13 protein-coding genes are annotated in these 18,811 nt (G+C 62.6%); 6 read left to right on the forward strand and 7 right to left on the reverse strand.

Annotation, left to right across the window (positions count from 1 at the left end):
• Nucleotide 1 precedes the first annotated feature (1 nt).
• On the reverse strand, nucleotides 2–1,138 hold the full coding sequence (locus NLM32_RS32530) for an ABC transporter permease (RefSeq protein ID WP_254132805.1): 1,137 nt from the start codon (nucleotides 1,136–1,138) through the stop codon (nucleotides 2–4).
• A 181-nt stretch (nucleotides 1,139–1,319) separates the two neighbouring features.
• Here NLM32_RS32530 and NLM32_RS32535 point away from each other — a divergent pair, with 181 nt between their 5' ends.
• Together NLM32_RS32535 and NLM32_RS32540 are read left to right on the forward strand one after the other, a co-directional pair.
• Entirely contained in the window at nucleotides 1,320–1,595 is a 276-nt protein-coding gene (locus tag NLM32_RS32535) for a hypothetical protein (protein ID WP_254132806.1), read from the forward strand.
• Nucleotides 1,596–2,084: a phage holin family protein gene (locus tag NLM32_RS32540; RefSeq protein ID WP_254132807.1), complete on the forward strand. Its 489-nt coding sequence runs from the start codon at nucleotides 1,596–1,598 to the stop codon at nucleotides 2,082–2,084. It abuts the gene before it with no gap.
• Nucleotides 2,085–2,095: 11 nt separating this feature from the next.
• Here the strand turns inward: NLM32_RS32540 and NLM32_RS32545 are convergent, their stop codons facing one another.
• From NLM32_RS32545 to NLM32_RS32555, 3 genes are all read right to left on the reverse strand, one after another.
• Nucleotides 2,096–4,786 carry a bifunctional acetate--CoA ligase family protein/GNAT family N-acetyltransferase gene (locus NLM32_RS32545; protein ID WP_254132808.1) on the reverse strand — a complete coding sequence of 897 codons (2,691 nt, stop codon included), beginning with the start codon at nucleotides 4,784–4,786 and terminating at the stop codon, nucleotides 2,096–2,098.
• Between the two features lie 603 nt (nucleotides 4,787–5,389).
• Entirely contained in the window at nucleotides 5,390–9,418 is a 4,029-nt protein-coding gene (locus NLM32_RS32550; protein WP_254132809.1) for an FG-GAP-like repeat-containing protein, read from the reverse strand.
• Between the two features lie 699 nt (nucleotides 9,419–10,117).
• Nucleotides 10,118–10,957 carry a universal stress protein gene (locus NLM32_RS32555; RefSeq protein WP_254132810.1) on the reverse strand — a complete coding sequence of 280 codons (840 nt, stop codon included), beginning with the start codon at nucleotides 10,955–10,957 and terminating at the stop codon, nucleotides 10,118–10,120.
• Nucleotides 10,958–11,152: 195 nt separating this feature from the next.
• Here NLM32_RS32555 and NLM32_RS32560 point away from each other — a divergent pair, with 195 nt between their 5' ends.
• The 3 genes from NLM32_RS32560 (at nucleotide 11,153) to NLM32_RS32570 (ending at nucleotide 14,501) form a co-directional block, all read left to right on the forward strand.
• Nucleotides 11,153–12,676, forward strand: coding sequence for a bifunctional aminoglycoside phosphotransferase/ATP-binding protein (locus NLM32_RS32560; RefSeq protein WP_254132811.1), 1,524 nt, complete (start codon nucleotides 11,153–11,155; stop codon nucleotides 12,674–12,676).
• A gap of 25 nt (nucleotides 12,677–12,701) precedes the next feature.
• The gene (locus NLM32_RS32565; RefSeq protein WP_254132812.1) at nucleotides 12,702–13,676 is read left to right on the forward strand and encodes a CHAD domain-containing protein; all 975 of its coding nucleotides are present in this window, start codon (nucleotides 12,702–12,704) and stop codon (nucleotides 13,674–13,676) included.
• A 96-nt stretch (nucleotides 13,677–13,772) separates the two neighbouring features.
• Nucleotides 13,773–14,501, forward strand: a complete 729-nt coding sequence (locus NLM32_RS32570) for a CBS domain-containing protein (protein ID WP_254132813.1) — start codon at nucleotides 13,773–13,775, stop codon at nucleotides 14,499–14,501.
• Nucleotides 14,502–14,521: 20 nt separating this feature from the next.
• Here the strand turns inward: NLM32_RS32570 and NLM32_RS32575 are convergent, their stop codons facing one another.
• The 3 genes from NLM32_RS32575 to NLM32_RS32585 all read right to left on the reverse strand — a co-directional run bounded on the left by NLM32_RS32575 (nucleotide 14,522) and on the right by NLM32_RS32585 (nucleotide 17,358).
• Nucleotides 14,522–14,980, reverse strand: a complete 459-nt coding sequence (locus NLM32_RS32575) for a RidA family protein (protein WP_375143592.1) — start codon at nucleotides 14,978–14,980, stop codon at nucleotides 14,522–14,524.
• Nucleotides 14,981–15,001: 21 nt separating this feature from the next.
• The gene (locus NLM32_RS32580) at nucleotides 15,002–16,693 is read right to left on the reverse strand and encodes a benzoate-CoA ligase family protein (protein WP_254132815.1); all 1,692 of its coding nucleotides are present in this window, start codon (nucleotides 16,691–16,693) and stop codon (nucleotides 15,002–15,004) included.
• Nucleotides 16,694–16,839: 146 nt separating this feature from the next.
• Nucleotides 16,840–17,358, reverse strand: coding sequence for a MarR family winged helix-turn-helix transcriptional regulator (locus NLM32_RS32585; RefSeq protein WP_254132816.1), 519 nt, complete (start codon nucleotides 17,356–17,358; stop codon nucleotides 16,840–16,842).
• A gap of 253 nt (nucleotides 17,359–17,611) precedes the next feature.
• Here NLM32_RS32585 and NLM32_RS32590 point away from each other — a divergent pair, with 253 nt between their 5' ends.
• Nucleotides 17,612–18,787: an ABC transporter substrate-binding protein gene (locus NLM32_RS32590; RefSeq protein ID WP_254132817.1), complete on the forward strand. Its 1,176-nt coding sequence runs from the start codon at nucleotides 17,612–17,614 to the stop codon at nucleotides 18,785–18,787.
• The last annotated feature ends 24 nt before the right edge of the window (nucleotides 18,788–18,811 follow it).

Below are 18,811 nucleotides of genomic sequence, written 5' to 3' on the forward strand. Positions count from 1 at the left end.
GTCACATCCCGATCGAAGCAAAGAAGATCGCGAACAAGCCGTCCAGCACGATCACCAGGAAGATCGACTTGACCACCGACGTCGTCGTCTGCCGACCGAGCGACTCTGCGCTGCCCTTCACGCGCAATCCCTCGCTGCAGGCGACGATACCGATCACCAGCGCCATGAACGGCGCCTTCAGGATGCCGACCTCGAGATGGGTGACGGAAATGGCCTCATGCAGCCGCGCGACGTAGATCGCCGGCCCCATATCACCGTAGAACTGCGCGACCAGGCCGCCACCATAGAGCGCGGCAATCGATCCGATGAAGGCTAGAATTGGCAGCGCGATCACGAGCGCGGCCACGCGCGGCAGGATCAGAACTTCGACGGGATCGAGCCCCATGGTCGAGAGCGCATCGATCTCCTCGCGCATCTTCATCGAGCCGAGCTCGGCCGTATAGGCGCTCCCTGAACGTCCCGCGACCATGATGGCAACGATCAGCACGCCGAGCTCCCGCAAGACGAGGATGCCGACCATGTCAACGGTGTAGGACTCCGCGCCGAACCGGCGGAAATGAAAGAATCCCTGCTGGGCGATGATGGCGCCGATCAGGAACGTGATGAGCACGACGATGGGAATCGCCTGAAACCCGATCCGGTTGAGCTGATAGACCAACGATGTCAGCCGCAGCGAACGCGGCCGGCGCAAGACGCCGATGAGCGCCATGAACAAGGCGCCCAGCATTTGCAGAAAAATCGTGACGTCTTCGCGGGCATCGATCGTGGCCTTGCCGAGATCGTTCAACCTGAGCAGCACCGGATTGGTCGGGGCCGCTGGCGGCGGCGTGTGCCGGTTGACCTGGCGCACTTCCTCCAGCAGGCCGCTGAAACGATCGGCCACACCGACGATCTCGGCTGGCCTGCCGGATGATGCAGCCTTGCGCGACAATTTCTCCAGGATCCAGGCACCGAGCGTATCGAGCGCGTTGATGCCGGACATGTCCAGCGTCACGGTCCTCGACCGATCGACATCCGTTCCAACAGATCGGGACAGGGTTTCAAGCTTTGCGACGTTGGCCGCAATCCATGGCCCCTCGGGCCGCAATTCGAGCGCATCACCCGACGGGGTTGCCAGCAGCAGAGGTTCCGAATTCACGCGCATATCCTCATGGGACGACCGGCCCCAATGGTTCTGTTCTAGGCCGGCAACGAGCGGGTCAATTGACTTGCCTCAAACAGACTTGCCTCAAACACAGGCGCACTCCCGCCCCCTTGACCCAAATCAAAGGCCGTCAGGCTTGTCCGCATAGGCTCGCGCCATTGAATGGAGACCGCCAATGTTCGACACCGGCAGAATGAGCGACGAGCTGAAAGCGCTGAAGATCGACGTCACAAATCTGCTGAGCACCGCTGGCGAGGGGATGTTCGAGACCTCGAAGGATCGGACCGAGGCCCTCGCCGCTCAGATCAAGGCCGCGCTGGCCGAACTCGGCGAAACCGTCGGCGACGAGCAGGAGCAGCTGCATGATCTCGTCGCCGAGCGTCCAGTGGCCTCACTCGCGTCCGCCTTTGCGCTCGGCGTGGTCGTCGGCTTCATGCTGAGGAGGCACTAGGTGAATACGGAGAATGTGGTCAAGCATCTGCGCGCCTTGTGGCGCACGGACAGGATCATCGCGGATATCAGGCTCCGCCATCTGCTGACCGGACTTGGTCTGCGCGCCTTCGCGGCGCTGATCGCCGCATTCGGACTGCTGATGCTGGAGTTGTCCGCCTATTTCGCGCTCGTCCAAATCTGGAGCGCAATCGCCGCGGCGGCGGTGCTCGGAGCGATCAACTTTGCCATCGCTGCGGTTCTGTTCATCATCGCCGGACGCCCGCCCTCGGGCCGCGACATCGAGCTTGCCAATGAAATCCACGGCACGTCGATCGAGGCTCTCCAGGTCGAAGCCCGGGCGCTTCAGGCTCAATTATCGGGCGCGGTCCATCATCCGCTCAGCACGATCGTACCGGTATTGGTGCCGCTGATCGCAATCATCGTCAAGAACATGCGAACGACGGCCAGAGAACCCGCCGCAGATGCAGCGCCCGAAGCGCGCTCTTAGCTGGCCGCACGTCAGAGTTTCAGGCGGACGTCGCAGATATCAGGTTCCGTCGGGTCGGGCTTGATCTCAAAGCCGAGCTGCCGGCACATCTCCAGCATCACGACGTTCTCCTTGAGCACGTCGCCAGAGATGGTCTTGAGCCCTTCCGACCTGGCGTAGTCGATGATCAGCTGCATCAGGGCCCAGCCGAGCCCTCTGCCCTTGAGGTCGGAGCGCAGCAGGATCGCATATTCGCCGCTCTCGTAGATCGAATCCGAGTGAAGCCGCACCACGCCGACCATCTCGCTGTTCTCGTCAAACGCGATGAAGGCCATGGCACGGGCATAGTCGAGCTGGGTCAGGCGCGCGATGAATTCATGGGTGAACTCCTTCATCGGCGCGAAGAAGCGCAAGCGGAGATCCTCAGGCGTGACGTGACGCAGGAATTCGTGAATGGTCGGCTCGTCTTCGGGCCGCAGGGGCCGCACGAAGATACGCCAGCCGTCCTTGAGCGCGAGCCGGCGCTCCCATTGCGAAGGATAGGCGCGGACGGCGAAATTGGCGGGGCCGGAGCCCGCAAACTTCCGCTGTGGCGGCCCCACCGCGACGCGGGCGTCGACCGCCGTCGCACCGGTCTCATCCGCGAGCAACGGATTGATATCGAGCTCGCGGATTTCGGGGATGTCGGTCGCCATCTGCGCCAGCTTGACCAGCACCAGCGCGACGGCGTCCTGCTTGACCGCCGGCACGTCCCGGTAGGCGGGCAACAATCGCGACACCCGCGTGCGCTCGATCAGGTCGCGGGCGAGCTGGAGGTCGAGCGGCGGCAGCGCCAGGGCCTTGTCGTTGATGATCTCCACCGCGGTGCCGCCCCGGCCGAACACGACGACGCTGCCGAACGTCGGATCGTCAGCGAGGCCAAGAATCAACTCACGCGCCTTCGCCTTGACGACCATTGCCTGGACGATGAGGCCATCAATACGGGCTTCAGGACGCAGCTTCCTTGCCCGCGCGAGAATGCCGGCGGCGGCCGTGCGTACCACACCCGGATTGGTCAGATTGAGCACGACACCGCCGACGTCGGACTTGTGCACAATGTCGCGCGACATGATCTTGAGCACGACGGTGGCGCCTTGGGCGAATATCTCATCCGCACAGGCGACCGCCTGCTCGACATCTGCAGCCGCGTAGGTCGGCACCATTGCGATGTCATAGCAGCCAAGCAGATGCTTGATCTCGACGGGATCAAGCCATTTGCGCCCGTCAGCGATGGCCGTCGTGACGATCTGTTTGGCAGCCGCGACATCCGGCACGAAGGTGTCCGGCATCGCGGGCGGAACCTGGCTTAGCTCGTCTACGACCTCGCGATGCCGGACCATATGCATGAAGCCACGCACCGCGTCGTCTTCGGTCGGATAGTTCGGAATGCCAGCGGCGGACAGCGTTGCAATGATGTCCTGATCGGCACCGACCCAGGCGGCAAGCACAGGCTTGGCCCAACTGCGATGCTTCGCGCGATACTTGAGGACGAGTTCAGTCACGGTCGTCGCGATCTCGGCGGCCGATGCGATCGCGGTCTGCACGTTGAGCACGAGAATTGCGTCATTGCCGGGATCGTCGAGCAGCACCTCCAGCGCCGCGGCATAGCGCGCCGCGTCGGCGTCGCCCACGATATCGACGGGATTGGCGCCGGACCAGGTCGGCGGCAGCACCGCGTCGAGCTTCCCGCGCGTATCGGGTGTCATGGGCGCGGGAATTCCGCCGAGATCCGCCAGCCGGTCGACCGCCAGGACACCGATGCCGCCACCATTGGTCAGGATAGCGAGGCGCTTTCCCGCAGGCGACCCGATCCGGCCGAGCGTCTCGGCACAATCGAACAGTTCGCGCAGATCGGATACCCGGAGGACGCCGGCGCGCCGGAAGGCCGCATCATAGACGGCGTCGGCACCTGCGAGCGCGCCGGTATGCGTGGCCGCAGCCTTCGCGCCATGCGCCATGCGGCCGGATTTCACGACGACGACCGGCTTCACACGCGCCGCAGCGCGCGCCGCCGACATGAACTTCCGCGCGTCCTTGATGGCCTCGATGTAGAGTAGGATCGCACGGGTCTTGTGGTCCATCGCGAAATGGTCGAGCAGATCCGCGATGTCGACGTCGATCTGGTCGCCGATCGTGACGATGCCGGAGAAGCCGACGCCGCGTTGCGCAGCCCAATCCACCATGCCGGCCGCAATCGCCCCCGATTGTGAGATCAGCGCGAGATTTCCAGCCCGCGGCATGTGCGCGGCGAAACTCGCATTCAGATTTGCGCCGGGCATCATGATGCCGAGGCAGTTGGGGCCGATCAACCGCATGCCGTATTTACGGGCGGCCGCGCTGGCGGCCTCCTGAAGCGATCCCGGTCCATGACCGAGTCCCGCCGAGACGATCAGGGCGCCGGCCGAACCGCGCCGACCGGCCTGGTCGATGATGTCAGGGATCTCTCGCGCCGGCGCGGTGATGACGACGAGCTCAGGTACGAAGGGCAGCCGGTCCAGGCGGCTCACCGTCGCGACGCCGCCGATCTCGGCATGGCGTGGGTTCACCAGGCCGAACTGCCCCTTGAATTCCGCCTTGCGAATGTTCTCGAGGACGGCGCGTCCAACGGAGACCGGGCGGGAACTTGCGCCGACCAGCGCAACCGACCGTGGCGACAACAGATTTTTCAGGCGGTAAGTCGACATGATTACAATCGTCCGATCGGGCAACGGACCCGACAGTTGCGATGCTAGCCCGGATATGGAGTGAGCGCACCTAGTGTCCTGAACCGGGAGTTTGCAGAATCGCGGCGCGCTCTGCTGGGTCATTGTATCGGCAGAAGCGCTCGATGAGGCAAGGATGTCATCAGCGGACCTGCCTCCCGCCGGAATGACTTGGGATCGGCGTTGTGTCGGTCGATGAACGATGGGATGCCGGCCTGACGGCAGCGACGTTGCGATAGGCGTCGGGCCTAATCTTTTTATCGGTAAGAAACCTGAAGAAGCGCTCGACTTGGTTGAGTCATGACGAACTGGTCGGAGTCAGGTGCGCGTGCCAACCGCGCTTTTTAGCCAGCCAGTGTTGGATCGGGGGAGTGGTCGCTGCTGCGGCCCCCATCCTGGTACAGCGACGCGAACCCACTGCAAATCCATCATTACGAACCAGTGACTCGCGACACCAAATTGTGCCAAGCACCGATGAAATGGACAAACGAACCTCGGTCATTATCCGCGAATTCGAGCGCTGGCGCTGAAAGCGGGCCACTGGTGGCGAGCAGAATCTGACTGGACGTCGTGCCAGCCCGGATCCTAGCTCACGAGATGCCAATCGGCAGCAGCATTGATCGTTCCGATTTGAACCTTGGCCTCGACCTGTGTGCCGTTCATCTCCCAGACCTGCAACGCGTGGGTAGCATTGTTCTCGAACAGAAGATCGGTCCTGCCGTCGCCGTTGTAGTCGCCCTTGCCGACGTATTGGAAACCGGGATCCATGACGCCGACCTGCGGGTTGGCAGTGACCTGGGTGCCGTTCATCTGCCAAACCGCGACGCCGCCAGTCGTGCTGTTGAGCAACAGCAGGTCGGTCTTGCCGTCGCCGTTGAAGTCACCCGTGTCGGCGAAGTGCCAGCCAGCCGCGGCATTGATGGTACCGATCTGCGGATTGGCCATGACCTGGGTTCCGTTCATCTCCCAAACCGCCACACCATTGGTGGTTGAGTTGACAAGCAGAAGGTCGGTCTTGCCGTCACCATTGAAGTCGCCGGTACCCTCGAATTGCCAGCCGGCCGCGGCATTGATGGTACCGATCTGCGGATTGGCCATGACCTGGCTGCCGTTCATCTCCCAGACCGCCACGCCATGAGTGGTTGAGTTGAGAAGCAGCAGGTCGGTCTTGCCGTCACCGTTGAAGTCACCCGTGTCGGCGAAGTGCCAGCCGGCCGCGCCATTGATAACACCGATTTGCGGGTTGGCCATGACCTGGGTGCCGTTCATCTCCCAGATCGCAACACCATCACTGTTGTCATTGAAGAGAAGCAGGTCGGTCTTGCCATCACCGTTGAAATCGCCGGTGCCTTCGAATTGCCAGCCGGCCGCGGCATTAATGGTGCCGACCGTGGCGTTCGTCGCCACCTGGGTACCGTTCATTTCCCACATCGTAACGGCATGGCTCGTGTCGTTGATGAACAGCAAGTCGGCTTTGCCGTCACCGTTGAAGTCTCCCGTGGCAGCGAGTTCGGACCCTGACGGCGCGGTGCCGATCTGGGGATTCGCCACTACCGTAGTTCCGTTCATTTCCCAGACCGCAATGCCATGGCTGGTGTCGTTCTGGAGCAGCAAGTTGGATATGCCGCCAGACGTACCGAAATTGACGTCCGTTTGGTCGAGCGTGAAGGTGATGCTGGCACTGGCCGTGTTGCCGGCGGTGTCGGTATCGGTCACGACCACGGTATGGCTGCCGTCCATCACCGGCGCGACGTAGCTCGCCGATGGCAGCCCGCCGTCCACTGAGTAGGTGCGGGTGACATCGCCGGCCGCCGCGCTGATGGTCAGCGCGTCATCCCGTGTGATGTGGTCGGTGTCCGAGATGCCGGTGTCGTCGGTCAGCGCCACAGTTGGCGTCGCGATCGTGGTGTCGAGCGTGATCATCAGCGCCGCGGTCGTTGATGAATTCCCGGCCGCGTCGTCAAAGACCGCGGTGATCGACTTCGTGCCGTCCGCGCCAAGATCGCCGGCCGTCACGGTCAACTGGACGGATCCGGCCGACACGTCGCCTGCGGTGATGGTGTGCAGCAGGGGATGCGTCAGCGATGCTCCACCGAGTTTCAGCTCGACCGTATCGCCCGCCTGCACGGTTGGATCGAGGGCCACCTGGAACGTTGGCGTGGTATCCTTGGTGATGTTGTCCGTGCTCGATACGCCTGTATCGGAAGCCGCGGTGAGATCGGGCGTGCCGCCTGTCGGCGCCGTGGTGTCCTCCATCACGGCAAGGACGGCGGACGCAATGCTCGTATTTCCCCACGCATCGGTCGCTTTCGCGGTGATATTATGCGTCCCATCAGCCAGCGCCGATGTCGTGATACTGAACGCACCGGTTGTCAGATTCGCAGTGCCTGTACCAAGCACTGTCGTGCCGTTGCTGTCATACAGTGTCACCGTGCTGCCGGCCTCGGCCGTGCCGTCGATCTTGACGTGCGTAAAGTTGGTGATGCGATCGCCGATCGTAGCGCTGTCCGTCGTCGCATCGAGGGATAGGCCGGTCGGTGCGGCCGGCGGCGTCGTATCTGGATGGACACTGACCTGAGCGACCGCCGTTTGCCACCATCCGTTGGCGATATATTCATTCGATATCCAGAACCCGCCCGGGTTGTTCGGATCGGCGATTGCGGTCGAATAGGTGCCCCAGCGCTGGTCGTTCAGAGCACCGGAATCGAAAAACGTAGTGCTCGCCTGGTAAAGCGTCGGCGCGGTGAAGGCGGAAGCGCCGGCGCCGAGCACCGTATAATAGTCGGCGGGATACATATTCGACCCGGAGGCCGAAAAATTGATGAGCACGTCGCCGTTCTGGTCGACCGCAATCGACGGGTTGAACACCGCGACGCCCGCGCCGATGGAGGCGCCGGAAATCACGTTCCCGATGACAAATTGCGGATTCGTGGGATCGGTGACATCGAGCTTGAACCACTCGATTTCCGCGGGCGCCCCCGCGCTCGGCATGACTTCGCTCACGCCAAAGACGTAGTTGTGTCCTCCGGAGGAGGTGTAGGCAAGGCTTTGGAGGCGCCCGTCGTTAATGTCGAGCGTCTTGGTCGTGCCTAGCTGCGCGGCGGTGAAGTTGTTTCCGCCCCCTCCCACATCGGCATCGCCGAGGAAGAGCGTTTGGGTCCCGCTGAAGCCGTGCGTCGGATCGTAGGTTTGATATGTGAGCCCTGTCTCCCTGCCGGTCGAATAGGTGCTCAAATAGTAGGTTTCCCCGTTATCGCCGGCGATATTGCGCGCGATGCCGCCGGTCGGTGACACGCTTTGGCTGGCGTCGGGTGTGATCGCGGCGTTTCCGGCGGCTATGACGCTGCTTTCGTTGACGACGAATTCGCCGTTGTTGTAACCGCCTCCCGCGTCGAGATATTCGGGCGTGGAGATGTAGATCTTGCCGTTGCTGACCGACAGAAAGGGCATGTCCGCTTGGGTCGTGTTGCCGTTGGACGTGTCGATCGAAGCCAGATACCAGCCATCGTTCGGATTGCTGTCCACCGACACGGCGATATCGATGTTGGTGGCGAAATTCCCGGTTCCCGGCTGGAAATTTTCCGCGATGATCACATAGTGACCGGTCGAACTGTCATAGGCGGCGCGCGCGTCGAGCAGCCTGTTGTCGAGCGTGGCGCCAAGCGGCGAGAACAAGGTGGACAATGATCCATTGGATACGATCGGATGCCCGCTGAGGTCGGTTATCTCGTAGTGAGTGGTCTCCGCGGTGAGAATGTAATTCGAACCGACCGCTAGCGCATTTTGGGGCGGAGTGTTGGTCAGATCGGACAATCCGGAAAATGACAGGTCGACCGAGGTGGAGCTCGTCGGTGGCGTCGCCGAATAGAAATTGAGCGCCGGCACGCCGGCGCTGGCGCCGATCGGCGCAGCGCCGTAAAGGCTTTCGATCGTGGCAAGCAGGGAATATTGATCAGCGGGCGAGTCGTTGACGGAGCCGGCCGGGACGCCCGCGCCGACGACGATCCCCGCAATGTGATCGGGATAGGTCACCGCCGGATTGGTGTTGTTTTCGTCGAAGGTGATGATCAGCAGCGAATTGTTCGCCTGCGCCCAGGCGGCGTAGGCAGAGAGGTTGGCCTGGACCCAAGCGTCGCCTGCCGGAATCCCGCCACCGTTGTCGCTCGTCGGCGTCATGTTGTGGGCGTCGTTGGGCGAAACAAAGGAGACGGTCGGAAGGTTGGCGAAGCCGGCCGCGGTCTGAGGAAAGGTGCTGAAATCGTGACCGTCGTTGGCCGAATTGGCGAAGTCCATCCAAGGTTGCCGTTCGGGATCCGCCGTCGTCTCGGCGTAACCGCCGAAGGTGTAACCGTGCGCGGCGAGCGTGCTCGCCAGTGTCGGCACGCTGGCCGGAAGCTGGGCAACGGCGCCGTTGCTGGTGACGCCCTGCGTCGAGCCGGAAAACAGGGCAATGTAATTGGGCTGACTCGGATGGGTCACACCGTAGTAGTTGGTGAGCAGCATCCCCTGGGAGATCAGCGAGTTCAGGTATGGCGCCTGCGAACTCCCTACGATGTCGGAATAGTTCTCATTTTCCAGGGAAAGGACGACAATGTGGCTCGGAGTCGTGGTCATGATCGTCAGCCCTCCATCGCGGTTCGATCGCAGTGCCTGTTGGTCGAGCGTGCAGGTTCCAAGACGACCGCTGCCACGGTCTCGAAACGCGGGCTACTTGGCGTCCGCATGAATTTCCCTCCGGAGCGCGGCAATAGACATCCAGGCGCACCGCTACCGCGGCTCGCTCGGCCTCTCCAAAACAGCAGCTAACAGAAAGTCCCAACTCGCTGAATCCGAGACGCGACAAACTGCGATTTGTCTCGATACTCGCTGAGTTCACCTATCGAGCCAATGGCTCGGAGGGGGTACCTCATTCAATCACATGAGGCATGATGTGCTGAGAACTCAATAACCATTTCGGTTATCAGCGCCCACCAGAGGCCTGCTTGCGACCGACGATGAAGCTTGTAATTGCAACAAAGAAAATGATCCGGCTCGCTATCGTGCAGAAGCATTTCATGGTCCTGCACGCGCCCGAGCGCGGGAGAGTCCCGATGTGACCAGCATCGCCCCTTATCGCAGGCCGCAGCTTGGACCGTGGCTCAATAAGAGATTTGCGGCGTGTGCTGCTGATTCAACGCAAGATGAAATTAGGGATCATTTTCGGGCACTGGCTGCCGTTCAGCGAAAGTTCGCCTGCTAGATCGGGCTCGAGGGCACAATCTCAAAAATGCGCGACAGCGTCGACGCGATGTTGCGAACTTCCGGTTCAGGACGCTAGTGCGACATCATCACCCAGCATGGTGGCTGGCCGATGATGGTCTTCGTTACGCCGCCCCAGACGATCTCGTTCAGACGCGAATGGTGGTAGGCGCCCATGACGATGGCATCGATCGCGTGGGACTGCGCGAAGCTTCCCAGCACCTTGCCGATCGAGCTGCCACCGCCCTTCACGGTTTCGAAGGATGCATAGACCCCATGCTCCCTGAGATGATGGACGAGACTGGCGCCGGATTGCGTGACCGCTTCGCCCTTGTCGTCCGCCACCGTGATCACCCGCACCACAGCGGCAGCCTGCAGGATCGGTAACGCGTCGCCGACCGCACGTGCCGCGCGCGCCGAATGGTCCCAGGCAATCACGACGTTCTCGAATTCCGGCCGCAGCGCCTCTACGTGCTGCTCCGGACAAAGCAGCAATGGCCGGCCGGATTCGAACAGGAGCGTGTCAACGATGTTTTCCGTTCGGCTGTCGTGCGGCTTCACGAGGACCATGATGAGGTCGCTGAAGTGCGCGTGCTCGGCCAGGGTCGAGGCGATCTGGTCCGCCGGGACTCTGCCTGACCGGCTTTGGGCGCGAATCCCGGCACGCGAGGCCGCAGCGGTGAACGTGTCCAGGAGCTGCTGCATGTCGTCCGCCTCGCGCGCGGCACTGAATTCGGCGGCCTCCGGATCATCAGGGAACACCACCTTCGGCCGCGTGAAGGCATCGTCCTCGAGCGCAAGCCCGGTTATCCTGGCGCCGAGATCGGCGGCAACGGCGACGCACTTCTCAATCGTGGCCAGCGTGGACGAGCGCGGCTGGCCAATGAGCGGCAGAAACACGTCCTTGATGGGCATCGGATTCTCCTTGCCGGCCAGAATAGGCCGCCTTCGGTACGGGGCCTTGATCTTCCTCAAGCCGGGACAACTCCGCATCGCCAACCGACGACCGGCCTTGACGGAAGTCAAGGACTGGTCGCGGTCCCGACCTAAAGGTTACCTTGGTGTGCGGCCGGACCGCTTGGCGCCCTCATCTGCAATAGGCCGGCAGGGATGACCGACAATTCTGCGACCCAGGAACGGATCTTCGCGGCACTGACCGCACATCCCGGCGCGAAGCGGATCGACACACACGCGGCTTCGGTCTTCCTCGACGGGACGCGCGCGCTGAAGATCAAGCGGGCGGTCAAATATCCCTTTCTCGATTATTCGACGCTCGGGAAACGCAGGATGGCGTGCGAGGAAGAGGTCCGGATCAACCGGCCGCATGCGCCACAGATCTATCATCGCGTCGTGGCCATTACTGAAGAACCGGACGGGTCGGTGAAGGTCGACGGCAGCGGCAAGCCGATCGAATATGCCGTGGACATGTCGCGTTTCGACGAGAGCCGAACGCTGGATCATCTGGCGAAGGCCGGACGGTTCGACGCGGACTTTGCGTCGGCCGTCGCCGACGCGATCGCGGCTTCGCATGCGGCAACGACGCCCGCCGACGGCAAGGCCTGGATGTCCTCCATCCCCGCCCTGATCAACGGCAACAGCAATGGCCTGCGAATCGGCAATCATCTCCCGGCCATGGAGATCGAGCAGCTTGCGCAGGCCTCGCACGCGGCATTCCTGCGCACCCGTCCCTTGCTCGAAGAGCGCAGCCACCAAGGCTTCGTGCGCCGCTGTCACGGCGATCTGCATCTTGCGAATATTGTGATGATCGAGCAGCAGCCCGTGCTATTCGATGCCATCGAGTTCGACGCACAGATGGCGACTGTCGACGTATTCTATGACCTCGCGTTTACGCTGATGGATCTGCTCCGCCACCATCAGCCGCTCGCAGCCAATACCGTTCTGAACCGATATCTTGCCGCGACACCGCTGAATAATCTCGACGCGCTCGGCGCGCTGCCGCTGTTCATGTCAATGCGCGCAGCGATCCGGGCCCAGGTAGCGTTGGCACGGCTGAAGCCACCACATTCCGACGATGCCGGCATTCTCGATGAGGCGCGCCATTATTTCGACCTTGCCCAGGCGCTGATCCAGCCTCCCGCTCCCCGTCTGATCGCGGTGGGTGGACTATCTGGCACCGGCAAGACAGTTTTGGCACGCGCGCTCGCGCCTACCGTCGCTCCGCAGCCTGGCGCCGTCGTGCTGCGCAGCGACGTCATTCGCAAGCAGATGTTCGGTATTGCCGACACGGACCGGCTGCGGCCGTCCGCCTATACGCCCGAGCTTGCGGCCCGTGTCTACGAGGCAATGGCCGAGCGCGCCCAGCGTGTGCTGGCTCAGGGCCATTCAGCAATCGTCGACGGCGTGTTCGCCCGCGATTTCGAGCGGGATGCCACCGCCACGCTGGCGAGGAATTGTAACGCACCCCTCACCGGCCTCTTCCTGGTCGCGGATCTGGCGACCCGCCAGGCCCGAATCGGCGGTCGCAGCGGTGACGCATCCGACGCGACGCAAGAGGTTGCCGCGTTGCAAGAGCACTATAATATCGGCCATATCGATTGGACGACCATCGATGCATCCGGGACACAAGCGCAGACGCTCCAGAGCTGCCAGGACGCGATCGCTGAGGGCAGGTAAGGCAATCTGATTGGCGCGGGCTAGGATGGCGCGACCCACCACGAGTTCGACGGCGACCGCCCTCGCCAGGCCGGCGGCGAGCCGCAATACGCTGCCCGGGCGCCTCAGCCCCGGCATGGCCTGCGACACCGCCTTTCGGATCATCGCCCGCCGTCACCTCGCCGCCGTCCTTGCCCAGCACGACGGGACCTGTCGAGGCGATCCGGAGGCGCTGCATCAGATCCGAATCGCGCTGACCCATCTGCGGACCGCGATTCGCTTCTTTTCGCCCATGGTCGACGATGCGCTGCGCCCCAAAGTCTGGGCCGAGTTGAAATGGCTGAACAGCCAGCTCGGCATGGTGCGGGATCTCGACGTCGCCATCGAACGCGTCGTGGCCGAGACCGGCAACGAGCTCGCGGTGATCGCCGAGCTGCAGCACTGGGACGACAAGCGCGCCGAAAGCCATCGCCTGCTGGCCCGCGCGCTGCAATCGGCGCGATATCGCCGCCTGGTCGAACAGACCTCGAGCTGGATCGAGAGCGGCCCCTGGTCGACCCGGCGCGGCAAGGAGGCCATCAGGCTGCGCCGTTGCCCGCTCGCCGACCACGCGACGGCGCAACTGACCGAATGGGAAAAGACGCTGCTCAGGAAGGCCAAGAGGCTGCGCAAGCTCGATGTCGAGAAGCGGCACAAGCTGCGGATTCTCAACAAGCGACTGACCTATTCGATCGAGTCGCTGGAGGACCTGTTCGCCGAGAAGTCGCTGACGAAGCAGAAGTCGATTCTCAAACAATTGCGCAGGGCGCAAAAATCGCTCGGACAGCTGAACGACGATGCGCGCGGCCAGACGCTGGCCGCGTCGTTGAACGAAGCCGCCCCCGAGGCCGCCGTTCGCTTTCTCGACCGCAAGCGGGAAAAGAAGCTGTTGCGAACGGCTTCGACGGCCTATCGCAAGCTGGACAAGGCAAAGCCCTTCCGCTCCTCCGACCTGACGCCAGACCCGGAACCGGAGGACTAGCTCGACGCCAGCGCTGCTTGACCTGCGTCAAACCAGGCCGCTGCCGCTGATCTAAGCTCCGCACATCGATATTCGTGTGAACTTGCGGAGCCCCCCATGCGCGCCCACCAGATCATGACCCGCTCGGTTATCTCGGTCACCCCCGACACCAGCATCGTCGAGGCCGCGAACATCATGCTGAAGCGCCACGTCAGCGGCCTGACTGTTGTCGACGGTACCGGCAAGCTGGTCGGCGTCGTCTCGGAGAGCGACTTCATCCGCCGCAGCGAAATCGGCACCGGGCGCAAGCGCGGCCGCTGGCTGCGATTCATCCTCGGTCCCGGCAAGACAGCCAGCGATTTCGTCCACGAGCATGGCCGCAGGGTGTCGGAGGTCATGACCGCCTCGCCCGTCACCATTACCGAAGACGCCGCGCTTGCGGAAATCGTCGATCTCATGGAACGGAATAACGTGAAGCGGCTGCCGGTGGTTCGCGGCGACAAGCTCGTGGGCATCGTATCACGCGCCAACCTTCTGCAAGCCGTGGCGGGCCTCGCTCGCGACGTGCCGGACCCGACCGCCGACGATGATCACATCCGCGGGCGCATCATCGATGCCATGGAGAAGAACGATTGGTGCCCGTTCGGACTGAACGTCATCGTTCGCGACGGCATCGTTCATTTGAGCGGCGTCATCACCGAGGAGCGCGCGCGGCAGGCTGCGGTCGTTGCCGCGGAGAATGTCGCGGGCGTCAGGAAGGTGCACGACCATCTATGCTGGGTCGACACCATGTCCGGCGTCTATCTGAACTCACCCGAGGACGATGATCTCGCCAAGGCAAGCTGACAAGGCAAGCTGAGTGTCGTTCAGCGAGGAATGACGGCGGTTGCTTCGATCTCGACGCGTGCCGCTTTCTCAACAAGGCGGACGACCTGGACAAGCGCCATTGCCGGATAATGCGCGCCGAAGATCGTGCGATAGATCTTGCCGAGCTCCTTCAGGTTCGTCAGGTATTCGTCCATGTCGACGACATACCAGGTCAGGCGCACGAGGTGCTCGGGCCGCGCACCGGCCTCGGCAAGGATTTCCGCGATGTTGCTCAGGGTCTGACGCACCTGCGCGACAAAGCCGTCCGCGAGACGCTCCTCGGCATCCCAGCCGATCACGCCGCCGGTCACCACGAAGCGCCCTTCGGCAGCCATGCCATTGGCATAGCCCTTCGGCATCGGCCAGCCGGAGGGCTGGAGCACCTGTGCCCTCGGGCTGAGGTCATCCTCGGCTGCACCGGGCAGCACCGCGAGCTGTGGGCCTTTCGGCGTCGTCACGGACAAATCTTGATCCTCATCTCATTCTGCCGCGACGCCCGAGGACGTCGCCGCCGCTTGCGCCAATTGCCGCAAGGCGAAGCGCTTCAATTTTCCGGTCTCGGTTTTCGGCAGCTGGGTCACGAACTCGATCGCGCGCGGATATTTATACGGCGCGATCTCGCGTTTGACATGCTCCTGCAACTCGGCTGCGAGCTTTGCATCCGGCGTCACGCCGGATGCGGCAATGATATAGGCCTTCACAATCATCCCGCGCGCCTCATCCGGCGCACCGACGACGCCACACTCGGCAACCGACGGATGCGTGAGCAGCGCTGCTTCCACATCCGTTCCCGCGATATTGTATCCGGATGACACGATCATGTCGTCGGAGCGCGACTGGTACCAGAAATAACCGTCGCTATCCATCAGATAGGTGTCGCCGGTGATGTTCCAGCCGTTCTGGACATACTTCCGCTGCCGCTCGTCGGCGAGATAACGGCAGCCGGTCGGCCCGCGCACTGCAAGCTTCCCCATCGTGCCCGGCGGCAGGTCATTGCCATCATCGTCGACGATCTTCGCTTCATAGCCAGGCACGGGCTTGCCGGTCGCGCCGGGGCGAATTTCGTCCTCCGTCGCGCTGATGAAGATGTGCAGCAGCTCAGTCGAGCCAATTCCGTCCATCAGCTTGATGCCGGTGGCCTTGAGCCAGGCGTCGAATGTCGGCTTGGGCAGCGTCTCACCCGCGGACACGCACTTCCTTAGCGAGGAAATGTCGCGCCCCGGAAGCTTGCCGATCATGGCGCGGTACGCGGTCGGCGCTGTAAAGCAGACCGTGGTCTTGTACTGCTCGATCGCCGTCAGGATGTCGTCGGGCGTCGTCTTCTCGAGGACGACAAAAGAAGCGCCGATGTGCATCGGGAACAGCACGCCGCCGAAGCCGAAGGTGAAGGCCAGCGGCGCGGAGCCGACGAAACGGTCTTTCTGCTCGGCCTGCAGGATGTTGCGCGCATAGCCGTCGCACACCGCCAACATGTCCCGATGGAAATGCATGGTGCCCTTTGGATCGCCGGTGGTCCCCGACGTGAAGGCGATCAGGCAGATATCGTCAGCGGCGGTATCGACCGCGGCGAACTCGGCGCTCGCATCCGCGATCAGTGCTTCGAGCGAGTCGGGTGCACCGTTGCCCCAATAGACCACGTGCCTGAGATCCGGCGCAGCCAGCTTCGCCTTCTCCATCTCGTCGGAGAGTTTTCCGTCGCAAAGCGCAATCGTGATCTCCGCCTTCTGGATCGGATAGGATAGCTCCTTGGCGCGCAGCAGCGGCATCGTCGCCACGCAAATGCCGCCGGCCTTGATCACCGCAAGATAGGTCGCAACCATCATCGGGCTGTTGGCGGAGCGCAGCATCACGCGGCCGCCGGTGACGAGACCGAGTTTTCCGACCAACACATTGGCGATGCGGTTCACGAGCGCCTGCAGCTCGCGATAGGTGTAGCTGACGGCGGGGCTGATGACGCAAGGCGCATCGCCCTGCCCCTGCTCGACCCAGCGGTCGAGGAAATAGCTGACGCAATTCAGACGCTGCGGATAGTGCAGCTCCGGCCGTGTGAAGATGAACTCCGGCCACAGCTCTGGCGGCGGCAGATGCTGCCGCGCAAACGTGTCGACGTGGGCAGTCACGGCGTTGCCGTCATGCGAGCCCGAAACTTGAACCTTGGCGGCGTTGGCCATCGCACGCTCCTTTCAGCATGGAAAGCACCCGGCAGCACTCAACGGAAAACATTTTAGGCTTAAAACAATTTGGCGCAATAGCGGATTTTGGGCATCCCATGCATTTTCGTGCGGCAAAAGGGATTGGCGACCGGTCGCCCGCGGACCTAGGGCCGGCGGCGGCCGGCCGATTTCTGCGCCGACGCCTTGGTCTTGGCCAGGAGCCGCATCAATTCGCGAACGTCCTTCGGCGTCAAATCGGCAAAGAGATCAGCGATCCAGGTCTCGTGTTCCGAGGCCATCCTGCGAAACTCGGCACGACCAAGCTTCGTGAGGCGGATCACCTGGACGCGACGGTCGGTCTCCGAGGTCCGGCGGTCGAGATGGCCGGATTCGACCAGGCGCTCGACGAGGCCGGTGACATTGCCGTTGGACACCATCATGCGCTTGGAGACATCCGACAGCGTCATGCCGTCAGGCGCCTTGTCGAGCTGCGCCATTAGATCGAAACGGGGCAGCGTGACGTCGAAACGTTGCCGCAGCCGACCGCGGACTTCTCCCTCGATCAGGGTCGTGCAGGTGAGCAGGCGCAACCACAGCCGAAGCTCTTCGGCATGGTCCTCCGGCGTTTCGACGGCCTTGGTCTCGGAATCGAGCATCTCGCTGCAGTCACTCACGGCCGGCATTGGTGCCGGTACGGATTCCCAACGTTTTGAGCTTCAAATAAATCGACGCCGGCCGCAAGCCCAAAGCTGCAACAATCGACCGCACATCAATTTCTTTAGGCTTCAAATAATTGGCGCGCGGCTTGCATGCGCCGCTTTCGCGCGAGATGGCGACGCCTTGAGCTCAGCTTGCCGCGGTAGCCATCATCGGCATAAGCTTGGATCGAAGTATGCGGCCTGCAGCGCAGGCCCGATCGCCACGGGGGGACAGATCATGAAGACGCAAATGACTTTGGCCGCAGCCGCCTTGCTGCTCGGGACCGCGATGAGCCCTGCCCTCGCACAAGAAAAGATCAAGCTGGGCGTGATCGTGACGCTGTCGGGGCCCGGCGCGGCGCTCGGCCAGCAGGTTCGCGACGGTTTTGCCCTCGCGGTAAAGGATCTCGGTGGCAAGATGGGGGGCCGAGACGTCGAGGTCATCGCGGTCGACGACGAGTTGAAACCTGACGTCGCCGTGACCAAGGTCAAGGGTCTTCTGGAGCGCGACAAGGTCGACTTTGTGGTCGGGCCGATCTTCTCCAACATCCTCCAGGCCATCCACCGGCCGGTCACGGAATCCAAGGTATTCCTGATCAGCCCCAACGCCGGCCCATCGACCTTTGCCGGCAAGGACTGCAACCCGTTCTTCTATGTGACGTCCTATCAGAACGACCAGGTGCACGAGATCCTCGGCAAGGTGGCGCAGGATCGCGGCTACAAGCGCATGTATCTGATGGTGCCGAACTATCAGGCCGGCAAGGACTCGGTCGCCGGTTTCAAGCTCGACTACAAGGGCGAGATCGTCGAAGAATCTTACATGCCGCTCAACACGCTGGACTTCCAGCCGGAGCTTTCCAAGATTTCCTCGCAGAAGCCCGATGCGCTGTTCACGTTCATGCCGGGCGGCCTCGGCGTCAACCTCGTCAAGCAATACAAGCAGGCCGGTCTCGCCGACAACATTCCGGTGCTCTCAGCCTTCACGGTGGATGAATCGACCCTGCCGGCACAGCAGGACGCGGCGGTCGGCATGTTCGGCGGCGCGAACTGGGCGCCCAATCTCGACAATCCCCAGAACAAGAAGTTCGTCGCCAGCTACGAGGCCGCCTATAACGGCGTGCCCGGCACCTACGCCTTCCAGGCTTATGACGCTGCAATGCTGATCGACAGCGCGGTCAAGGGCGTGAAGGGCGATCTCTCCAACAAGGACGCCGTTGCGGCCGCCCTGAAGAAGGCGGACTTCACGTCGCTGCGCGGGTCGTTCAAGTTCAACACCAACGGCTATCCGATCCAGGATTTCTATCTGACCAAGGTCGCCAAGCGTCCGGACGGAAAATTCCAGACCGAGATCGTCCAGAAGGTTTTCGAGAACTACGGCGATCGCTATGCCAAGGACTGCAAGGCGGCGAACTAACGCCGCGCGTCGCGTTAAGGGAGG

The sequence above is a fragment of the Bradyrhizobium sp. CCGUVB14 genome (assembly GCF_024199935.1).
Lineage (GTDB): Bacteria > Pseudomonadota > Alphaproteobacteria > Rhizobiales > Xanthobacteraceae > Bradyrhizobium.

Excerpts from the sequence above, each read along its gene's own strand:
- NLM32_RS32580 (WP_254132815.1), bottom strand. The coding sequence starts at position 16,693 with ATGGCCAACGCCGCCAAGGTTCAAGTTTCGGGCTCGCATGACGGCAAC.
- NLM32_RS32535 (WP_254132806.1), top strand. The coding sequence starts at position 1,320 with ATGTTCGACACCGGCAGAATGAGCGACGAGCTGAAAGCGCTGAAGATC.
- NLM32_RS32560 (WP_254132811.1), top strand. The coding sequence starts at position 11,153 with ATGACCGACAATTCTGCGACCCAGGAACGGATCTTCGCGGCACTGACC.
- NLM32_RS32550 (WP_254132809.1), bottom strand. The coding sequence starts at position 9,418 with ATGACCACGACTCCGAGCCACATTGTCGTCCTTTCCCTGGAAAATGAG.
- NLM32_RS32555 (WP_254132810.1), bottom strand. The coding sequence starts at position 10,957 with ATGCCCATCAAGGACGTGTTTCTGCCGCTCATTGGCCAGCCGCGCTCG.
- NLM32_RS32565 (WP_254132812.1), top strand. The coding sequence starts at position 12,702 with ATGGCGCGACCCACCACGAGTTCGACGGCGACCGCCCTCGCCAGGCCG.
- NLM32_RS32590 (WP_254132817.1), top strand. The coding sequence starts at position 17,612 with ATGAAGACGCAAATGACTTTGGCCGCAGCCGCCTTGCTGCTCGGGACC.
- NLM32_RS32585 (WP_254132816.1), bottom strand. The coding sequence starts at position 17,358 with ATGCCGGCCGTGAGTGACTGCAGCGAGATGCTCGATTCCGAGACCAAG.
- NLM32_RS32570 (WP_254132813.1), top strand. The coding sequence starts at position 13,773 with ATGCGCGCCCACCAGATCATGACCCGCTCGGTTATCTCGGTCACCCCC.
- NLM32_RS32545 (WP_254132808.1), bottom strand. The coding sequence starts at position 4,786 with ATGTCGACTTACCGCCTGAAAAATCTGTTGTCGCCACGGTCGGTTGCG.